The 15,059-nt window shown below is 42.4% G+C and carries 12 protein-coding genes and 1 tRNA gene; 9 read left to right on the top strand and 4 right to left on the bottom strand.

Annotated features, from left to right (window positions below; genetic code table 11):
• Positions 1-28: 28 nt before the first annotated feature.
• Genes QMA08_RS13835 through cysG form a run of 4 tightly spaced genes read right to left on the bottom strand, consistent with a single transcriptional unit; the run spans position 29 to position 5,585 of the window.
• Entirely contained in the window at positions 29-1,753 is a 1,725-nt protein-coding gene (locus QMA08_RS13835) for an SLC13 family permease (RefSeq protein WP_002958871.1), read from the bottom strand.
• A gap of 31 nt (positions 1,754-1,784) precedes the next feature.
• Positions 1,785-3,209: a sulfate adenylyltransferase subunit CysN gene (gene cysN / locus QMA08_RS13830; protein WP_197121351.1), complete on the bottom strand. Its 1,425-nt coding sequence runs from the start codon at positions 3,207-3,209 to the stop codon at positions 1,785-1,787.
• Positions 3,209-4,108: a sulfate adenylyltransferase subunit CysD gene (gene cysD / locus QMA08_RS13825; RefSeq protein ID WP_002958873.1), complete on the bottom strand. Its 900-nt coding sequence runs from the start codon at positions 4,106-4,108 to the stop codon at positions 3,209-3,211. Before cysD ends, cysN begins: the two co-directional genes overlap by 1 nt.
• 49 nt (positions 4,109-4,157) lie before the next feature.
• A complete protein-coding gene (gene cysG / locus QMA08_RS13820; protein WP_024603341.1) occupies positions 4,158-5,585 on the bottom strand; it encodes a siroheme synthase CysG in 1,428 nt (475 codons plus the stop codon).
• Positions 5,586-6,035: 450 nt separating this feature from the next.
• Here cysG and deoC point away from each other — a divergent pair, with 450 nt between their 5' ends.
• The 9 genes from deoC (at position 6,036) to rpoB (ending at position 14,987) form a co-directional block, all read left to right on the top strand.
• Positions 6,036-6,779: a deoxyribose-phosphate aldolase gene (deoC, locus tag QMA08_RS13815; protein WP_290174746.1), complete on the top strand. Its 744-nt coding sequence runs from the start codon at positions 6,036-6,038 to the stop codon at positions 6,777-6,779.
• Between the two features lie 148 nt (positions 6,780-6,927).
• Positions 6,928-7,004, top strand: a tRNA-Trp gene (locus QMA08_RS13810).
• Positions 7,005-7,136: 132 nt separating this feature from the next.
• Entirely contained in the window at positions 7,137-7,514 is a 378-nt protein-coding gene (gene secE, locus QMA08_RS13805; protein ID WP_002958877.1) for a preprotein translocase subunit SecE, read from the top strand.
• Positions 7,515-7,518: 4 nt separating this feature from the next.
• Positions 7,519-8,082: a transcription termination/antitermination protein NusG gene (gene nusG / locus QMA08_RS13800; RefSeq protein ID WP_002958878.1), complete on the top strand. Its 564-nt coding sequence runs from the start codon at positions 7,519-7,521 to the stop codon at positions 8,080-8,082.
• Between the two features lie 214 nt (positions 8,083-8,296).
• Positions 8,297-8,725: a 50S ribosomal protein L11 gene (gene rplK, locus QMA08_RS13795; protein ID WP_002958879.1), complete on the top strand. Its 429-nt coding sequence runs from the start codon at positions 8,297-8,299 to the stop codon at positions 8,723-8,725.
• A gap of 3 nt (positions 8,726-8,728) precedes the next feature.
• The gene (gene rplA, locus QMA08_RS13790) at positions 8,729-9,433 is read left to right on the top strand and encodes a 50S ribosomal protein L1 (protein ID WP_002958880.1); all 705 of its coding nucleotides are present in this window, start codon (positions 8,729-8,731) and stop codon (positions 9,431-9,433) included.
• A gap of 323 nt (positions 9,434-9,756) precedes the next feature.
• Complete coding sequence (gene rplJ / locus QMA08_RS13785) at positions 9,757-10,251, top strand: 50S ribosomal protein L10 (protein WP_002958881.1); 495 nt, start codon at positions 9,757-9,759, stop codon at positions 10,249-10,251.
• A gap of 76 nt (positions 10,252-10,327) precedes the next feature.
• Positions 10,328-10,690: a 50S ribosomal protein L7/L12 gene (gene rplL / locus QMA08_RS13780; RefSeq protein ID WP_002958882.1), complete on the top strand. Its 363-nt coding sequence runs from the start codon at positions 10,328-10,330 to the stop codon at positions 10,688-10,690.
• Between the two features lie 271 nt (positions 10,691-10,961).
• Positions 10,962-14,987: a DNA-directed RNA polymerase subunit beta gene (rpoB, locus tag QMA08_RS13775; protein ID WP_138488388.1), complete on the top strand. Its 4,026-nt coding sequence runs from the start codon at positions 10,962-10,964 to the stop codon at positions 14,985-14,987.
• Positions 14,988-15,059 lie beyond the last annotated feature (72 nt).

The raw sequence follows: 15,059 nt of genomic DNA, 5'->3' as shown, positions 1-15,059 counted from the left end.
AGAGTCTCTTATGCTGTGAGCGCTGGTATTAAAACGGAAATACCAGCGGGATCAGGGTTAATACCGTGATTGAATAAATAATAGAAAGGGGTAAGCCCATCACTATGTAATCTTTTAAGCGATAGTTACCCGCGCTATAAACCATTAGGTTAGTTTGATACCCAAATGGCGATATAAAGCTGGCTGATGCGCCAAAGGCAACCGCCATAATAAACGGTAGCGGGTCTACATTAAAACCAACCGCGAGCGAGTAAGCAACAGGGAACGACAAGGCAGCAGCTGCGTTGTTAGTTATAAGCTCGGTAAATAATACGGTCATTAAAAATATAGCTATAAACGCGCCGTACGGGCCAAAATCCCCAAGTACCATAAACATGGCGTCGGATATTTGCCCGGCAAGTCCGGTGCCTATCATTAATTTAGCAAGGCCAATGGCGCTACCGACAACCACTAATAACTCGATAGGAAAACGGCGTTTTACTTCGTTAAGTTTTATGGTGCCGCTGAGCATTAAGCCAATCAGTAATACTAATAAGCCTTTAACCAGCGGCACTATGCCAATAATGCTTAAACCCAGTACTGCGGCAAAGCTTAGTAGCACAATGTTTGATTGTTTAGGTGCAAGGTGGGCTTGTAAGTCAAACCCTGAAATATACACAAATTCGCGCTTTAAATTAGGCAAGGTGTAAAAGTTTTTGCCTGGGGCGAGTATTAACGAGTCGCCAGCTTGTAATTGCACTTGCCCAAGACCGCCTTGTAAACGGTCGTGCCCACGGCGAATGGCAATAACAGCAGCATGAAACTGCTCTCTAAAGCGGGCTTCTTTTACGGTTTTACCAATAAATTTTGAAGATTGACTTACGACTACTTCTACTAAGTGTTCTATGTCTTTTTGATGATTCTCGTGCACTACTTTTAAACCGTCAAAACGGGTAAGTAATGGCACCGATTTTATGTCACCTACAAACAGCAGCACGTCGTCTTTTTGAATAATTTGCTGCGGAGTGACTGCGCAAATGCGGCTCCCGTCGCGAATGATTTCAGCAAGGAATAAGTCTTTTAAATCACGCAGGCCGTTTTCTTCTACGGTTTGGCCTATTAATTTTGAGCTTGCTTGTACTTTACCTTCTAGGTAAAAAGGCACGACTTCTTGGTCGCTTTTACCGTTGTCGGGTAAGTATTTAAGCATTACTAAAATGGTAATTAGGCCTACGCTTAGCGCGCCTAAACCGACTAAGGTAAAGTCAAAAAAGCCCAGCGGTTCCATGCCCGCATCTACTGCAAAGCCATTGACGATTAAGTTGGTTGATGTGCCAATAAGCGTAATAGTGCCGCCCAAAATAGCAGTGTACGACAGCGGTAATAATAGCTTTGAAGGGGAGTGATTAGGATTGTCTTTTATCGCGGTAATAAGCGATGCAACAACGGCGGTATTGTTAGTAAACGACGATAAAAAGGCGGTTGATAACCCCAATTTTGTTACCGATTTTACTAAACTACCTTTAGATAGCGATTGCGCTAACTTTTGAATTAGGGTGGTTTTTTCTATTGCGGTCGACACTAACACCAATAGTACTAAGGTGATAAGCGACGGGTTAGCGTAGTTAACTAACATACTTTCAAGATCGATTAGCCCTGCTAAGTAGCTGGTGCCAATAGCGCTTACAAATAACCATGCTGGATTAATGCGGGTGCCAAAAAGGCACCCGACTAAGGTAAGCATAATGCCTGTTAAAACGAGCTGTTCTACCATGCTTTTAAATTCCTAACAGGCTAAAGTTAACTTATAACTTAGAAATATCAAGCGCTTGCCAATGCGGGAAGTGCTTGCGTACTAAGCTGTTAAATTCAACTTCAAATTCGCTAAAGTTACTTTGCTTTGTTTGGCTTTGCAGTACTTGTTCAATCATGCCCGCAGCAACCGTTAGGTTTGATAAGCGATCGATTAGGATAAACGAGCCTGTTTCGTGATTGCTGTGGTACTCGTCTGCCAAAATAGTTTCGGTTAGTTCAAGCGTTACAATCGCAATTTCGTTTAGCTGTAATGAGTCGCTAGTGCCGTGCTCAAGCGTGTTCACATCAATTGTGTAATCAATCTTTTTAACAATAGCTGAGGTGTTTTTGCTGCCTAGTTTTAGGTTATAGCTTTTACCTAACACTAATGGCGACTCATGCATCCACACAATTTTAGCTTGCAACTGGTTAGTTACAGCGGCCGTTGAGTTTGCAGGTACTATTACATCCCCTCGGCTAATATCAATTTCGTTATTTAGGGTAACGGTAATTGCTTGGCCTGCTTCTGCGCTATCTAGGTTGCCATCAAAGGTAACAATTTCTTTAATGCTTGATGTTTTACCCGACGGTAATACTTTTATTGCATCGCCTACATGTATCTTGCCCGATGTAAGTGTGCCCTGAAAACCACGGAAGTTTAAGTTAGGGCGCACGACATATTGCACAGGTAGGCGCGCTTCAAAGCCTGTATCTGTTTCGGCTGCTGGCGAATCTTCTAGTAATTCTAGTAGCGGCTTGTCGGTGTAATACGGTGTATGTGCAGAGCGTGTTACTACGTTGTCGCCTTTAAGCGCCGACATAGGCACAAACTTAATGTTTGATACGTTAAGTTGCTCAGCAAATTTAAGGTAATCGGCCTTAATTTTTTCATACACGGTTTCGTCAAAATCAACGATATCCATTTTATTAACGGCAACAACAAACTGCTTAATGCCCAGCGAGTCACAAATAAAGCTATGGCGCTTAGTTTGTACTTGTACGCCGTAACGCGCATCAACCAAAATAATGGCGACATCGCTTGTTGATGCACCCGTTACCATGTTGCGGGTGTATTGCTCGTGCCCAGGCGTGTCGGCAATAATAAATTTACGCTTAGCCGTTGAAAAGTAACGGTACGCTACGTCAATGGTAATGCCTTGCTCACGCTCAGCTTGTAGGCCATCAACTAATAATGCAAGGTCAAGATCTTCACCTGCGTTACCTACTTTTTCGTTATCTTTATGAAGGGCTGCTAGCTGATCTTCATAAATTTGGTGGCTGTCGTGCAGTAGGCGGCCAATCAATGTTGATTTACCGTCATCTACGCTGCCACAAGTAAGCATGCGTAATAAGCTTTTGTCTTGTTGGCGTGCTAGGTAGGCGTCTATGCCTATTTCTTTTACTTCGTTAAATGTATCGTTATTTTGGCTAGACATTAAAAATACCCCTCACGTTTTTTCTTCTCCATTGAGCCGGCTGAATCATGGTCAATAACACGACCTTCACGTTCAGATGACGTAGATAGCAGCATTTCTTCGATGATTTCGGTTAAAGTACTGGCTGTTGACTCAACTGCACCGGTAAGTGGGTAGCAGCCTAGTGTACGAAAACGTACAGATTTCATTTGCGGTACTTCACCTTCATTAAGAGGCATACGCTCATCGTCAACCATAATCAAAGTACCGTCGCGCTCAACTACTGGGCGATCTTTAGCTAGGTACAATGGCACCATTTCGATGTTTTCTTGATAAATGTATTGCCAAATATCAAGCTCAGTCCAGTTAGATAATGGGAAAACACGAATGCTCTCACCCGGATTAACTTGGCTGTTGTAGGTATTCCAAAGCTCCGGGCGTTGGTTTTTAGGGTCCCAACGGTGGTGTTTGTCGCGGAACGAATAAACACGCTCTTTTGCGCGTGACTTTTCTTCGTCGCGGCGTGCGCCACCAAATGCAGCATCAAAGCCATATTTATCAAGCGCTTGTTTTAAGCCTTGGGTTTTCATTATGTCGGTATGTTTACCCGAGCCATGCGTAAACGGGCCTACACCCATTTCAATACCTTCTGGATTTTTGTGTACCAGTAGGTCAAAGCCGTATTCTTTAGCTATACGGTCGCGAAACTCGATCATTTCACGAAACTTCCAGTTGGTGTCTACGTGTAATAACGGAAACGGTATTTTTGCAGGGTAAAATGCTTTACGCGCTAAGTGCAAAAGTACCGACGAATCTTTACCAATAGAGTAAAGCATTACTGGGTTCTCAAACTCAGCGGCGACTTCGCGCATGATTTTGATACTTTCAGCTTCAAGTTGCTGAAGGTGAGTTAAAGCCATTGTTAGTCGTCCTACTAAAATGATTAAAAGTTACAAATTTAAAATTCGGTTATGTATTTGATACATCTGTTAGCGGCTGTGCAAAGCTGCTTGTTTGCTCGTTTTTCCCAAACCACGCTAGTTGCGAGTGCAGGGCGGCTACTTCGCCAATAATGAGTAGCGCAGGCGATATAATGCTATTGCGTTCAATTAAGTCGGCAAGTTCGCCTAATTGGCCTGTTACTACACGCTGATTTTTACGTGTACCGTTTTCGATAATGGCAACAGGGGTGTCGGCTTTGCGGCCATGTTTTAAAAGCTCGCTTTGTATGTGCGGCGATTTAATTACGCCCATGTAAATAGCCAGCGTTTGATTTGCTTTTGCCAGCGATTGCCAATCAAGTTCTTGACCGTCTTTTTTACAATGCCCAGTTACAAATTGAATGGCTTGTGCATGGTCACGATGCGTAAGCGGAATACCCGCATAAGCACTACAACCTGCAGCGGCTGTAATACCTGGTACAATTTGATAATTTACGTTGTTAGCAGCCAGTACTTGTACTTCTTCGCCACCACGGCCATAAATAAACGGGTCACCACCTTTAATGCGGCATACTTTTTTGCCTTGTTTAGCAAGGTCGACCAACATTTGGTTGGTATCTTCTTGAACAACACTATGATCGCCTAAGCGTTTACCTACACAAATAAGGTCAGCATCACGGCGCACTAGTTCCATAATTTCGTCAGAGACTAAAAAGTCGTATACAACCACATCGGCTTGTTGCATAAGTTGCAGTGCTTTAAGTGTTAAAAGCTCTGGATCGCCAGGGCCTGCACCTACTACATATACTTCGCCTTCAGGTTCTGCTTTCGCATCTAGCATTTGCTCTAGTTGCTGCTGTGCGGCTTGGGTATCGCCGGTTTGTACTTTACTCACGACAGATGAGTCGAACACGCCTTCCCAAAATTGGCGGCGGTCTGAAAAATGCTTAAAGCGTTTTTTTACTTTGTCTCTAAAGCCACCGACAAGTGTTGCAAGTGGGCCAATATGATGTGGAATAAGAGTTTCGAGCTTTTCGCGTAAGCGACGTGCAAGTACCGGCGCTGTGCCAGCACTTGAAATAGCAATCGTAATTGGGTCACGGTCAACAATGGATGGGAATATAAACGTACATTTAGGTTGGTCATCAACCACGTTTACAAACACATTGCGGGCATTGGCAAGTTCAAATACGTTGTTGTTTACTTCATCGCGGTCGGTTGCTGCAATAACAAGCATTTTGCCATCAAGGTGCGATTCATCAAAATAAGCATCAATAAGCGTTACTTCATTATTATGTGCATGCTCTTTTAGTTCGTCGCAAAACCAAGGTGCTACTAAAGTAACGCTTGCTCTCGCTTTTAAAAACGCGCGACATTTGCGTAATGCGACCTCTCCACCGCCAACAACCAATACTGGTTTGTTGTCGAGTTTGGTAAAGATAGGTAAATACTGCACGTTAATAAGACCCCTAAACAAATTCAAATATAAGAAAACGCTTTATTCTGATAAGCAGAATATAGCGGCTATCAATAAGTAAAAAATAATTAAAACCAAGTTGATATAACCAAAAGTTATAATAGGTGGGCTTTTTAGGCCTAAGAGCTAGTTAACAAGGGATTGCGCCGAGTTACAAGTAAAATAACCAGCTTATAGTGTTTGGTTATGAGCTATAGCGAGTTTGGTTTAATTTGTTAATATGGAGGCATATCAAATTTTGTACTTATACCATTTGCATTAAATTAGTGATCTATTATAGCGACGAGAAAATAGCTCAATAACAAGGCTAAAATTATGATACATAGTTGTTCTATATAAATAGTTTTTAACGTAGTTAGTGCGTTATTTAATACGCTAAAATGATCATGTTTTTAATAAAATTGGTATTACATAAGCAACGGAGCTCTAATGACACAACACCAAAAAGATGCCGCATTAGCAGTCGCACTGATGGATTTAACAAGCTTAAACACCAGCGATACCACCAAAAGCATTCAAGCACTTGTTGATAGCATAAATCCTACCTTAGGTACGCCTGCCGCAGTATGTATTTATAGCGATTTTGTTGATGATGCAAAAATAGCACTCGCAGCGCGTGAGCTTAACCACGTAAAAGTCGCAACAGTTACTAACTTTCCAACGGGTGTTGCTCCACTGAGTGATGTTATAAACGAAACACTCATTGCTATAGAGCGCGGTGCTGATGAGATTGACTTGGTTATTCCTTATAAAAAGTTAATCGCGGGCGATGCTCAAACTGTACTTAACTATGTAAGCGAAAGTAAAAAAGCGTGTGGGTCGCGCGCGCAACTTAAAGTAATAATAGAAAGCGGCGAGCTAAAAACCGACGCGCTTATTACTCAAGCCACGAAACTTGCAATTGAAGGCGGTGCTGATTTTGTAAAAACCAGTACAGGTAAAGTGGCTGTAAATGCCACGCTTGAATCAACAAAAATTATGCTAACAGCCATTAAAAACTCAAACAAACGTGTGGGCTTTAAAGCGGCCGGCGGTGTTAAAACTGTTGCCGATGCTAGTGATTATTTAGCACTAGCACGCGCAATAATGGGTGATGATTATTTGCAAGCAAATACATTTAGGTTTGGTGCTTCAAGCTTGTTAAGTGACGTTTATAAAACCATAGGGAAATAATCAATATCTTTGGATTATAGGTTTATCTAACCGATTAAATTATTAGCAGTTTAAACAATAATGTAATTAATTAATTAGATTTTCCAATGTGGGTATCTTTTAGGCTTGTGTTAATGAACTGCGTAAGTATAATAGGCATCCACTTTGCAGGGGCGTAGTTCCAATTGGTAGAACAGCGGTCTCCAAAACCGATGGTTGGGAGTTCGAATCTCTCCGCCCCTGCCAGTTTTACTTGTTATTTGAGTAGTCTGAGATTAAAAACCGGTTTAAATTAAGTCTGTTTTTAAGTTTAGATTTTAATGGATTAACCCTGCCGTAGTGTAGGGTTGTTGTGTCTGTAGTTAAGGTAATAATATTATGAGCACGAATGTAGAAACACCATCAAGTGCGATGGAGTCAGTAAAGTGGTTAGTAGCAATCGCGCTACTTGCAGGCGCAGTTGTTGGTAATCACATGTATGCAGATCAATCTGTATTACTACGTGCTATTGGCGTTGTTGTTGCAATAGCGGCCGGATTAGCAATTGCCTCGCAAACATTTAAGGGACGTAACTTTCTTGCTTTCGCTAAAGAAGCTCGAATTGAAGTACGCAAAGTTATTTGGCCAACGCGCCAAGAAACTACCCACACGACATTAATTGTAATGGTTGCAACAGTGATTATGGCACTTATCCTTTGGGGATTAGATGGCATTTTATTCCGCGCTGTAGGCTTTTTAACTGGATTGGAGATCTGATCCCATGTCGGATGAGAACGAGAACAAAGAAATTAAGTTACGTTGGTATGTAGTACAGGCCTTTTCTGGTTACGAAAAGCGTGTAGCTCAAACGTTAATTGAACATATTAAAATCGAAGGTCTAGAATCGAGCTTTGGTGAGATATTAGTACCAACTGAAGAAGTTGTTGAGATGCGCGCTGGCCAAAAGCGTAAATCTGAGCGTAAATTCTTCCCAGGTTATGTATTAGTACAAATGGATATGAATGACGCAAGCTGGCACTTAGTGAACAGCACAGAACGCGTTATGGGCTTTATTGGTGGTACGTCTGATCGTCCTGCTCCTATCAGCCCTAAAGAAGCTGAGCGCATTCTTAATCGCCTACAAGAAAATGCTGAAGCACCTAAACCTGCTACATTATTTGAACCAGGTGAAGTTGTACGCGTTACAGATGGTCCATTTGCAGATTTCAGTGGTGTAGTTGAAGAAGTTGACTACGAAAAGAGCCGCGTAAAAGTATCTGTACTTATTTTTGGTCGTTCTACGCCAGTTGAGCTTGAATTCGGTCAGGTTGAGCAAGATAAGTAATTGATTAAAAAAGCTTCGCTAATTTTTATTTAAATTTTGGCATGAAGCTTGAAAAAGGCCGCTGATTAACTTATAATCAGCGGCCTTTTTGTATTAAGGTAAAATTTATTTTTTACTGTGCAAAAAGTACGAAACCAATTTTTAAACTGGGAAGCCGTTAGAGTACGCGTCCTCGCGCGCACAAGGCTGAGACCCACCAAATGAGGTATTTATAATGGCTAAAAAAGTTGAAGCTCTAATCAAGCTACAAGTTGCCGCTGGTATGGCTAATCCTAGTCCTCCAGTAGGTCCTGCACTAGGTCAACACGGTGTAAACATCATGGAATTCTGTAAAGCGTTTAACGCACGTACAGAGTCTATCGAAAAAGGCGCTCCAGTTCCTGTAGTGATCTCTGTTTACGGTGACCGTTCATTTACGTTCGACATGAAAACGCCACCTGCTGCTTACTTACTTAAGAAAGCTGCTGGTATTAAGTCAGGCTCAGGCCGTCCTAACACTGATAAAGTAGGCACAGTAACTCGTGCTCAACTTGAAGAAATTGTTGAGACAAAACGAACTGACCTTACAGCTGCCGATATGGACGCAGCGGTTCGCACTATCGCAGGTTCTGCGCGTGCGATGGGCTTGAACGTAGAGGACTAAGAAATGGCTAAATTAACTAAACGTATGCGTACTATCCGCGAAAAAGTGGAAGTAACTAAAGATTACGAAATCAATGAAGCAGTTGCTCTTTTAAAAGAGTTAGCGACAGCTAAATTCGTAGAAAGTGTTGACGTTGCCGTTAACCTTGGTATCGATGCTCGTAAATCTGATCAAAACGTTCGTGGTGCTACTGTACTACCTAACGGTACTGGTCGTGACGTTCGTGTTGCTGTATTCACACAAGGCGCTAATGCAGAAGCTGCAAAAGAAGCCGGTGCTGAATTAGTAGGTATGGAAGATCTTGCTGAACTAGTTAAAAAAGGCGAGATGAACTTTGACGTTGTTGTTGCATCACCAGACGCTATGCGTGTTGTTGGTCAACTAGGTCAAATCTTAGGCCCACGTGGTCTAATGCCAAACCCTAAAACTGGTACTGTAACGCCTAACGTTGCAGAAGCAGTTAAAAATGCTAAAGCAGGTCAAGTACGTTACCGTAATGACAAAAATGGCATCATCCATACTACTATTGGTAAGGTTGATTTCACTGCAGAGCAGTTACAACAAAACCTTGAAGCTCTAATTGTTGCGCTTAAGAAGGCTAAACCTTCTCAAGCTAAAGGTGTTTACTTGAAGAAAGTAACTATCTCTACAACAATGGGCGCAGGTGTTTCTGTTGACCAAAACACTTTAAGCACTATTGTTGCTTAATTGAGTGTTTACATGGCGTGAAATTTGTACTATAATTTCGCGCCATTTTGTTGATTAATTTATTAATTTGCAAAGTAAAGAATTCGGGTTGAAGTCCATAATTTCGTTAAGCCTTTGGGGTTAACGATAAATTGGGCTTCCGTCCAAGACCGTAGGTGGCTTCGGCCTTAATATTCACCTACGTAGACGGTGTAGACCCCAGATAGATTTTTCCTAATCCTTCTGGCTCTCGCCGTAAAAAGCATCTCTACCTTGTTTGGTAGGGAAGAGTAGAACAGGGGAATCCGATAATCGGTACCCCCATTAAACCAGGAGTAACACCCATGGCTTTAAATCTTCAAGGCAAAAAAGCAATAGTTGCTGAAGTCAACGAAGCAGCCAATGGTGCTCTATCTGCAGTTGTTGCAGATTCTCGTGGTGTAACAGTTGGCGCAATCACTGCCCTTCGTAAAGAAGCTCGTGCAAATGGTGTTTGGATGAAAGTTGTCCGTAACACTTTAGCAAAACGTGCTCTTGAAGGAACAGATTTTGAGTGTCTTTCTGATTCATTTGTTGGTCCAAGCTTAATCGCTTTCTCATCAGAGCACCCAGGTGCTGCTGCGCGTATCTTTTCAGATTTCGCGAAAAAGAATGAGAAATTCGAGCTTAAAACGGCCGCTTTTGAAGGAAATGTTGTTGATGCAGCAATGCTTGCTACATTACCTACATACGATGAAGCTGTTGCACGCTTAATGAGTGCTATGAAAGAAGCGTCTGCTGGCAAATTGTGTAAAACAATTGAAGCAGTACGTGTACAGAAAGAAGAGCAAGCTGCTTAATTTTAAGCTGTTTAATCTCACTTTCGGTGTAAAATTTATTTGGACTTAATGTCCGTTAATTATTAGGAAATTTGTAATGTCTGTATCTAAAGACCAAATCCTTGACGCAATTGCTGAAATGTCAGTAATGGACGTTGTTGCTCTTATCGAAGCAATGGAAGAAAAATTCGGCGTAACTGCTGCAGCTGCAATGGTAGCTGGTCCAGCTGCTGAAGCTGCTGAAGAGAAAACAGAATTTGACGTAATCCTTACTGGCGCTGGCGCTAACAAGGTTTCTGCAATCAAAGCTGTTCGTAGCGCAACTGGCCTTGGCCTTAAAGAAGCGAAAGCTCTTGTTGAAGCTGCTCCTACACCTGTTAAAGAAGGTGTATCTAAAGAAGAAGCTGAAGCACTTGCAAAAGATCTTACTGAAGCTGGTGCTGAAGTTGAGGTTAAGTAATTTAGCTTTTGCTAAGTTCGCTGCCTGAGAAATCAGGCAAGGGCTGGTGATTATTTAATCACCGGCCTTTTTGCGCTATAGAGTGATGCACTCTTTTAGTTCAAATAAAATCTGATTTTTTCTTTACTTTCAACGCTTTATAGTTTGCTAGTGTTAAAGTGGGATCTAATTAGAACAACAGTTAAATGTTGTAAAATCTTGGCATAGCTGCCAGTTAAGTCTGTTCTTACAAGAACAGGTCGGGTCAAAGATCAGCAAGCTGAGGAACCCCATGGCTTACTCTTATTCTGAAAAGAAACGTATCCGTAAGGATTTTGGTAAACGTCCACAAGTTTTGGATATACCTTTTTTACTGTCTACACAGTTAGAATCGTTTAAAAAATTCTTAGTGCCGGACGCTGATGGCGATCATGGTTTGGAAGCTGCCTTCCGTTCTGTGTTCCCTATTAAAAGCTACTCGGGAAATTCTGAGCTTCAATACGTAAGTTACCGTATTGGTGAGCCAGTTTTCGATGTAAAAGAATGTCAAATTCGCGGTGTGACTTATTCTGCTCCACTTCGCGTGAAACTGCGTCTTGTTGTTATGGACAAAGAAGCACCAGGCACAGTTAAAGACATTAAAGAGCAAGAAGTTTACATGGGCGAAATTCCGCTCATGACAGATACCGGTACTTTTGTAATCAATGGTACAGAGCGTGTTATCGTTTCTCAGCTACACCGTAGCCCTGGTGTATTCTTTGATAACGACCGCGGTAAAACCCATTCATCGGGTAAAGTATTATATAACGCACGCGTTATACCTTACCGTGGTTCATGGTTAGACTTCGAATTTGATGCAAAAGATAACTTATATGTACGTATTGACCGCCGTCGTAAATTACCGGCGTCTATCATCCTACGTGCACTAGAGTATTCTAGCGAAGAAATCCTAGATATGTTCTTCGATAACACTACGTTTGAAGTAACGAATGGTAAAGTTCTTATGGAACTTGTACCTTCGCGTTTACGTGGTGAAACTGCCGCTTTTGATATCAAGAGCGAAGACGGTGAAGTATTTGTTGAAAGCGGTCGTCGTGTTACGGCTCGCCACATCAAGAGCATCGAGAAGAAAGGCATTAAGCAATTAGAAGTACCACATGAGTACATCATTGGCCGTATTGTAGCTAAAAACTATGTTGATGAGTCAACTGGTGAAGTTATTGCAAATGCAAATGACGAGCTAACTCTAGAGCTAATGGCTGAATTGGTTAAAGCCGGTCACACTAAAATTGATACGTTATATATCAATGAAGTGGACAGCGGTGCTTACATGTCAAATACATTGAACATTGACTCTTCAAGCAGCCGTTTAGAAGCACTAGTAGAAATTTACCGCATGATGCGCCCAGGCGAGCCACCGACGAAAGACGCGGCTGAAGCCTTATTCCAGAACTTGTTCTTCTCTGAAGAGCGTTATGACTTATCTACTGTAGGTCGTATGAAGTTCAATAGCCGTGTTGGTTACGATACAGACACAGGCCCAGGCACATTAAGCAAAGAAGACATCGTGTCTGTTATGAAAGTATTAATTGCTATTCGTAACGGTCAAGGTGATGTTGATGATATCGATCACTTAGGCAACCGTCGTATACGTAGTGTTGGCGAAATGGCTGAGAACCAATTCCGTGTTGGTCTAGTACGTGTTGAACGTGCTGTACGTGAGCGTTTAAGCTTAGGTGACCTTGACGCGATAATGCCACAAGATCTTATTAACGCTAAGCCTATTTCGGCAGCGGTTAAAGAGTTCTTCGGCTCGTCTCAGTTATCACAGTTTATGGACCAAAATAACCCACTATCAGAAGTTACGCATAAACGTCGTATCTCTGCATTAGGTCCGGGCGGTCTAACTCGTGAACGCGCAGGCTTTGAAGTACGTGACGTTCACGTAACTCACTATGGTCGCGTATGTCCAATCGAGACTCCTGAGGGTCCAAACATCGGTCTAATTAACTCGTTGTCTACGTACGCACGTACAAATGACTACGGTTTCTTAGAAACACCTTACCGCAAAGTGGTAGATGGTGTTGTAACTGATGAAGTTGATTACTTATCAGCCATTGAAGAAGGTCAGTTTGTTATCGCACAGGCGAACTCAAACTTAACTGAAACCAATGAGTTTGTTGATGAACTTATTCCATGTCGTCACAAAGGTGAATCTACCTTTATGGGTCGCATGGACCAGCAGTATATGGATGTATCACCACAACAGGTGATCTCTGTAGCGGCAGCACTTATCCCGTTCCTAGAACACGATGATGCTAACCGTGCATTGATGGGTTCAAACATGCAACGTCAAGCAGTACCAACATTGAAAGCGGATAAACCGTTAGTAGGTACTGGTATTGAGTTAACACTAGCGAAAGACTCTGGTGTAACTATCGTTGCTAAACGTGGTGGTGAAGTAATGTATGCTGACGCAAGTCGCATCGTTGTAAATGTACATGAAGAAGAACGCATCCCTGGTGAAGCGGGCATCGACATCTACAACTTAACCAAATACACACGTTCTAACCAAAATACATGTATTAACCAAAAACCAACTTGTATGGTTGGCGAACCGGTTACTCGTGGTGACGTGTTAGCAGATGGTCCTTCGACTGACTTAGGTGACTTAGCCCTTGGTCAAAACCTTCGCGTGGCATTCATGCCATGGAACGGTTACAACTTCGAAGATTCAATCTTGTTATCAGAGCGCGTAGTTGAAGAAGATCGTCTAACGACTATCCATATTCAAGAACTACAGTGTGTTGCCCGTGATACTAAATTAGGTCCTGAAGAGATCACTGCAGATATCCCGAATGTGGGTGAGTCTGCGCTAGGCAAGCTTGATGAATCAGGCGTTGTATATATTGGTGCTGAAGTTAAAGGCGGCGATATCCTAGTAGGTAAAGTGACTCCTAAAGGCGAGACACAGCTTACACCTGAAGAGAAGCTACTACGTGCTATCTTCGGCGAAAAAGCGTCTGACGTTAAAGACAGCTCTTTACGTGTACCAAACTCTGTAACTGGTACTGTAATTGACGTGCAAGTTTTCACCCGTGATGGTGTTGAAAAAGATAAACGTGCGTTAGAAGTTGAAGACATGCAGCTTCGCGAAGCGAAGAAAGACTTCAACGAAGAGTTCCGTATTTTAGAAGCAGGCGTTTTAGACCGTGCACGCAAGCTACTTATAGCTGCTGGTTTTGATGAAGATAAACTTGCATCTCTTAATGCTGAAAAAGTACTTACGCAAAGCCTTGCTGAAGAAGACAAGCAAGCTGAGCTTGAGCAACTAGCTGCACAGTACGATGAGCTTAAAGCTGAATACGATAAAAAGTTTGAAAACAAACGTCGTAAAATTACCCAAGGTGATGATTTAGCACCAGGCGTACTTAAGATTGTTAAAGTATACCTAGCTGTTAAACGTCGTATCCAACCGGGTGATAAAATGGCGGGTCGTCACGGTAACAAAGGTGTTATCTCGACTATCGTACCAGTAGAAGATATGCCTTACGATGACAAAGGTCGTACGGTAGATATCGTATTGAATCCACTAGGTGTACCATCGCGTATGAACATCGGTCAGATCCTTGAAACACATATGGGTCTTGCTGCACGTGGTATCGGTGAACGTATTGAAGAGATGATGAAAGAACAACGTGAGCTTCATGAGCTACGTGAATTCATCAAGCAAGCTTACGAAATTGGTGAATCTCGCCAAGTTGTAGACATTGCTAGCTTCACTGATGACGAAATTCGTCGTCTAGCTGAAAACTTAAAAGGTGGTTTACCAATAGCTACTCCTGCATTTGATGGCGCGAAAGAAAGCGAAATCAAAGACATGCTTGAGCTTGGTGGATATCCTCGAAGTGGTCAGGTTACACTTTATGATGGCCGTACTGGCGATCAGTTTGAACGTCAAGTAACTGTTGGTTACATGTATATGCTTAAACTTAACCACTTGGTTGACGATAAGATGCACGCACGTTCTACTGGTTCTTACAGCCTTGTTACTCAGCAGCCGCTGGGTGGTAAAGCACAGTTCGGTGGCCAGCGTTTTGGTGAGATGGAAGTATGGGCACTTGAAGCTTACGGTGCTGCTTACACTCTACAAGAAATGCTAACAGTGAAATCGGATGACGTGAACGGACGTACTAAGATGTATAAAAACATCGTTGATGGTAACCATAAGATGGAACCAGGTATGCCAGAATCGTTCAACGTATTGTTGAAAGAAATCCGCTCACTGGGTATCAACATCGAGTTGGAAGAAAATTAAGCCAATTAGATGCTGCAGTTAACGCTGCAGCATCTGTTACGGCTGAATAGAATGTAGGGACGAGACTATCCG

This window comes from Pseudoalteromonas sp. APC 3355 (assembly GCF_030407615.1).
Classification (GTDB): domain Bacteria; phylum Pseudomonadota; class Gammaproteobacteria; order Enterobacterales; family Alteromonadaceae; genus Pseudoalteromonas; species Pseudoalteromonas distincta.
This window is presented reverse-complemented; position numbering and strand designations above follow the sequence as displayed.

Bases quoted from the DNA above. Each gene is read 5' to 3' on its own strand.
- secE (WP_002958877.1), top strand. From the start codon at position 7,137: ATGAGCACGAATGTAGAAACACCATCAAGTGCGATGGAGTCAGTAAAG.
- cysN (WP_197121351.1), bottom strand. From the start codon at position 3,209: ATGTCTAGCCAAAATAACGATACATTTAACGAAGTAAAAGAAATAGGC.
- rpoB (WP_138488388.1), top strand. From the start codon at position 10,962: ATGGCTTACTCTTATTCTGAAAAGAAACGTATCCGTAAGGATTTTGGT.
- deoC (WP_290174746.1), top strand. From the start codon at position 6,036: ATGACACAACACCAAAAAGATGCCGCATTAGCAGTCGCACTGATGGAT.
- rplA (WP_002958880.1), top strand. From the start codon at position 8,729: ATGGCTAAATTAACTAAACGTATGCGTACTATCCGCGAAAAAGTGGAA.
- rplL (WP_002958882.1), top strand. From the start codon at position 10,328: ATGTCTGTATCTAAAGACCAAATCCTTGACGCAATTGCTGAAATGTCA.
- nusG (WP_002958878.1), top strand. From the start codon at position 7,519: ATGTCGGATGAGAACGAGAACAAAGAAATTAAGTTACGTTGGTATGTA.
- rplJ (WP_002958881.1), top strand. From the start codon at position 9,757: ATGGCTTTAAATCTTCAAGGCAAAAAAGCAATAGTTGCTGAAGTCAAC.
- cysD (WP_002958873.1), bottom strand. From the start codon at position 4,108: ATGGCTTTAACTCACCTTCAGCAACTTGAAGCTGAAAGTATCAAAATC.
- rplK (WP_002958879.1), top strand. From the start codon at position 8,297: ATGGCTAAAAAAGTTGAAGCTCTAATCAAGCTACAAGTTGCCGCTGGT.
- QMA08_RS13835 (WP_002958871.1), bottom strand. From the start codon at position 1,753: ATGGTAGAACAGCTCGTTTTAACAGGCATTATGCTTACCTTAGTCGGG.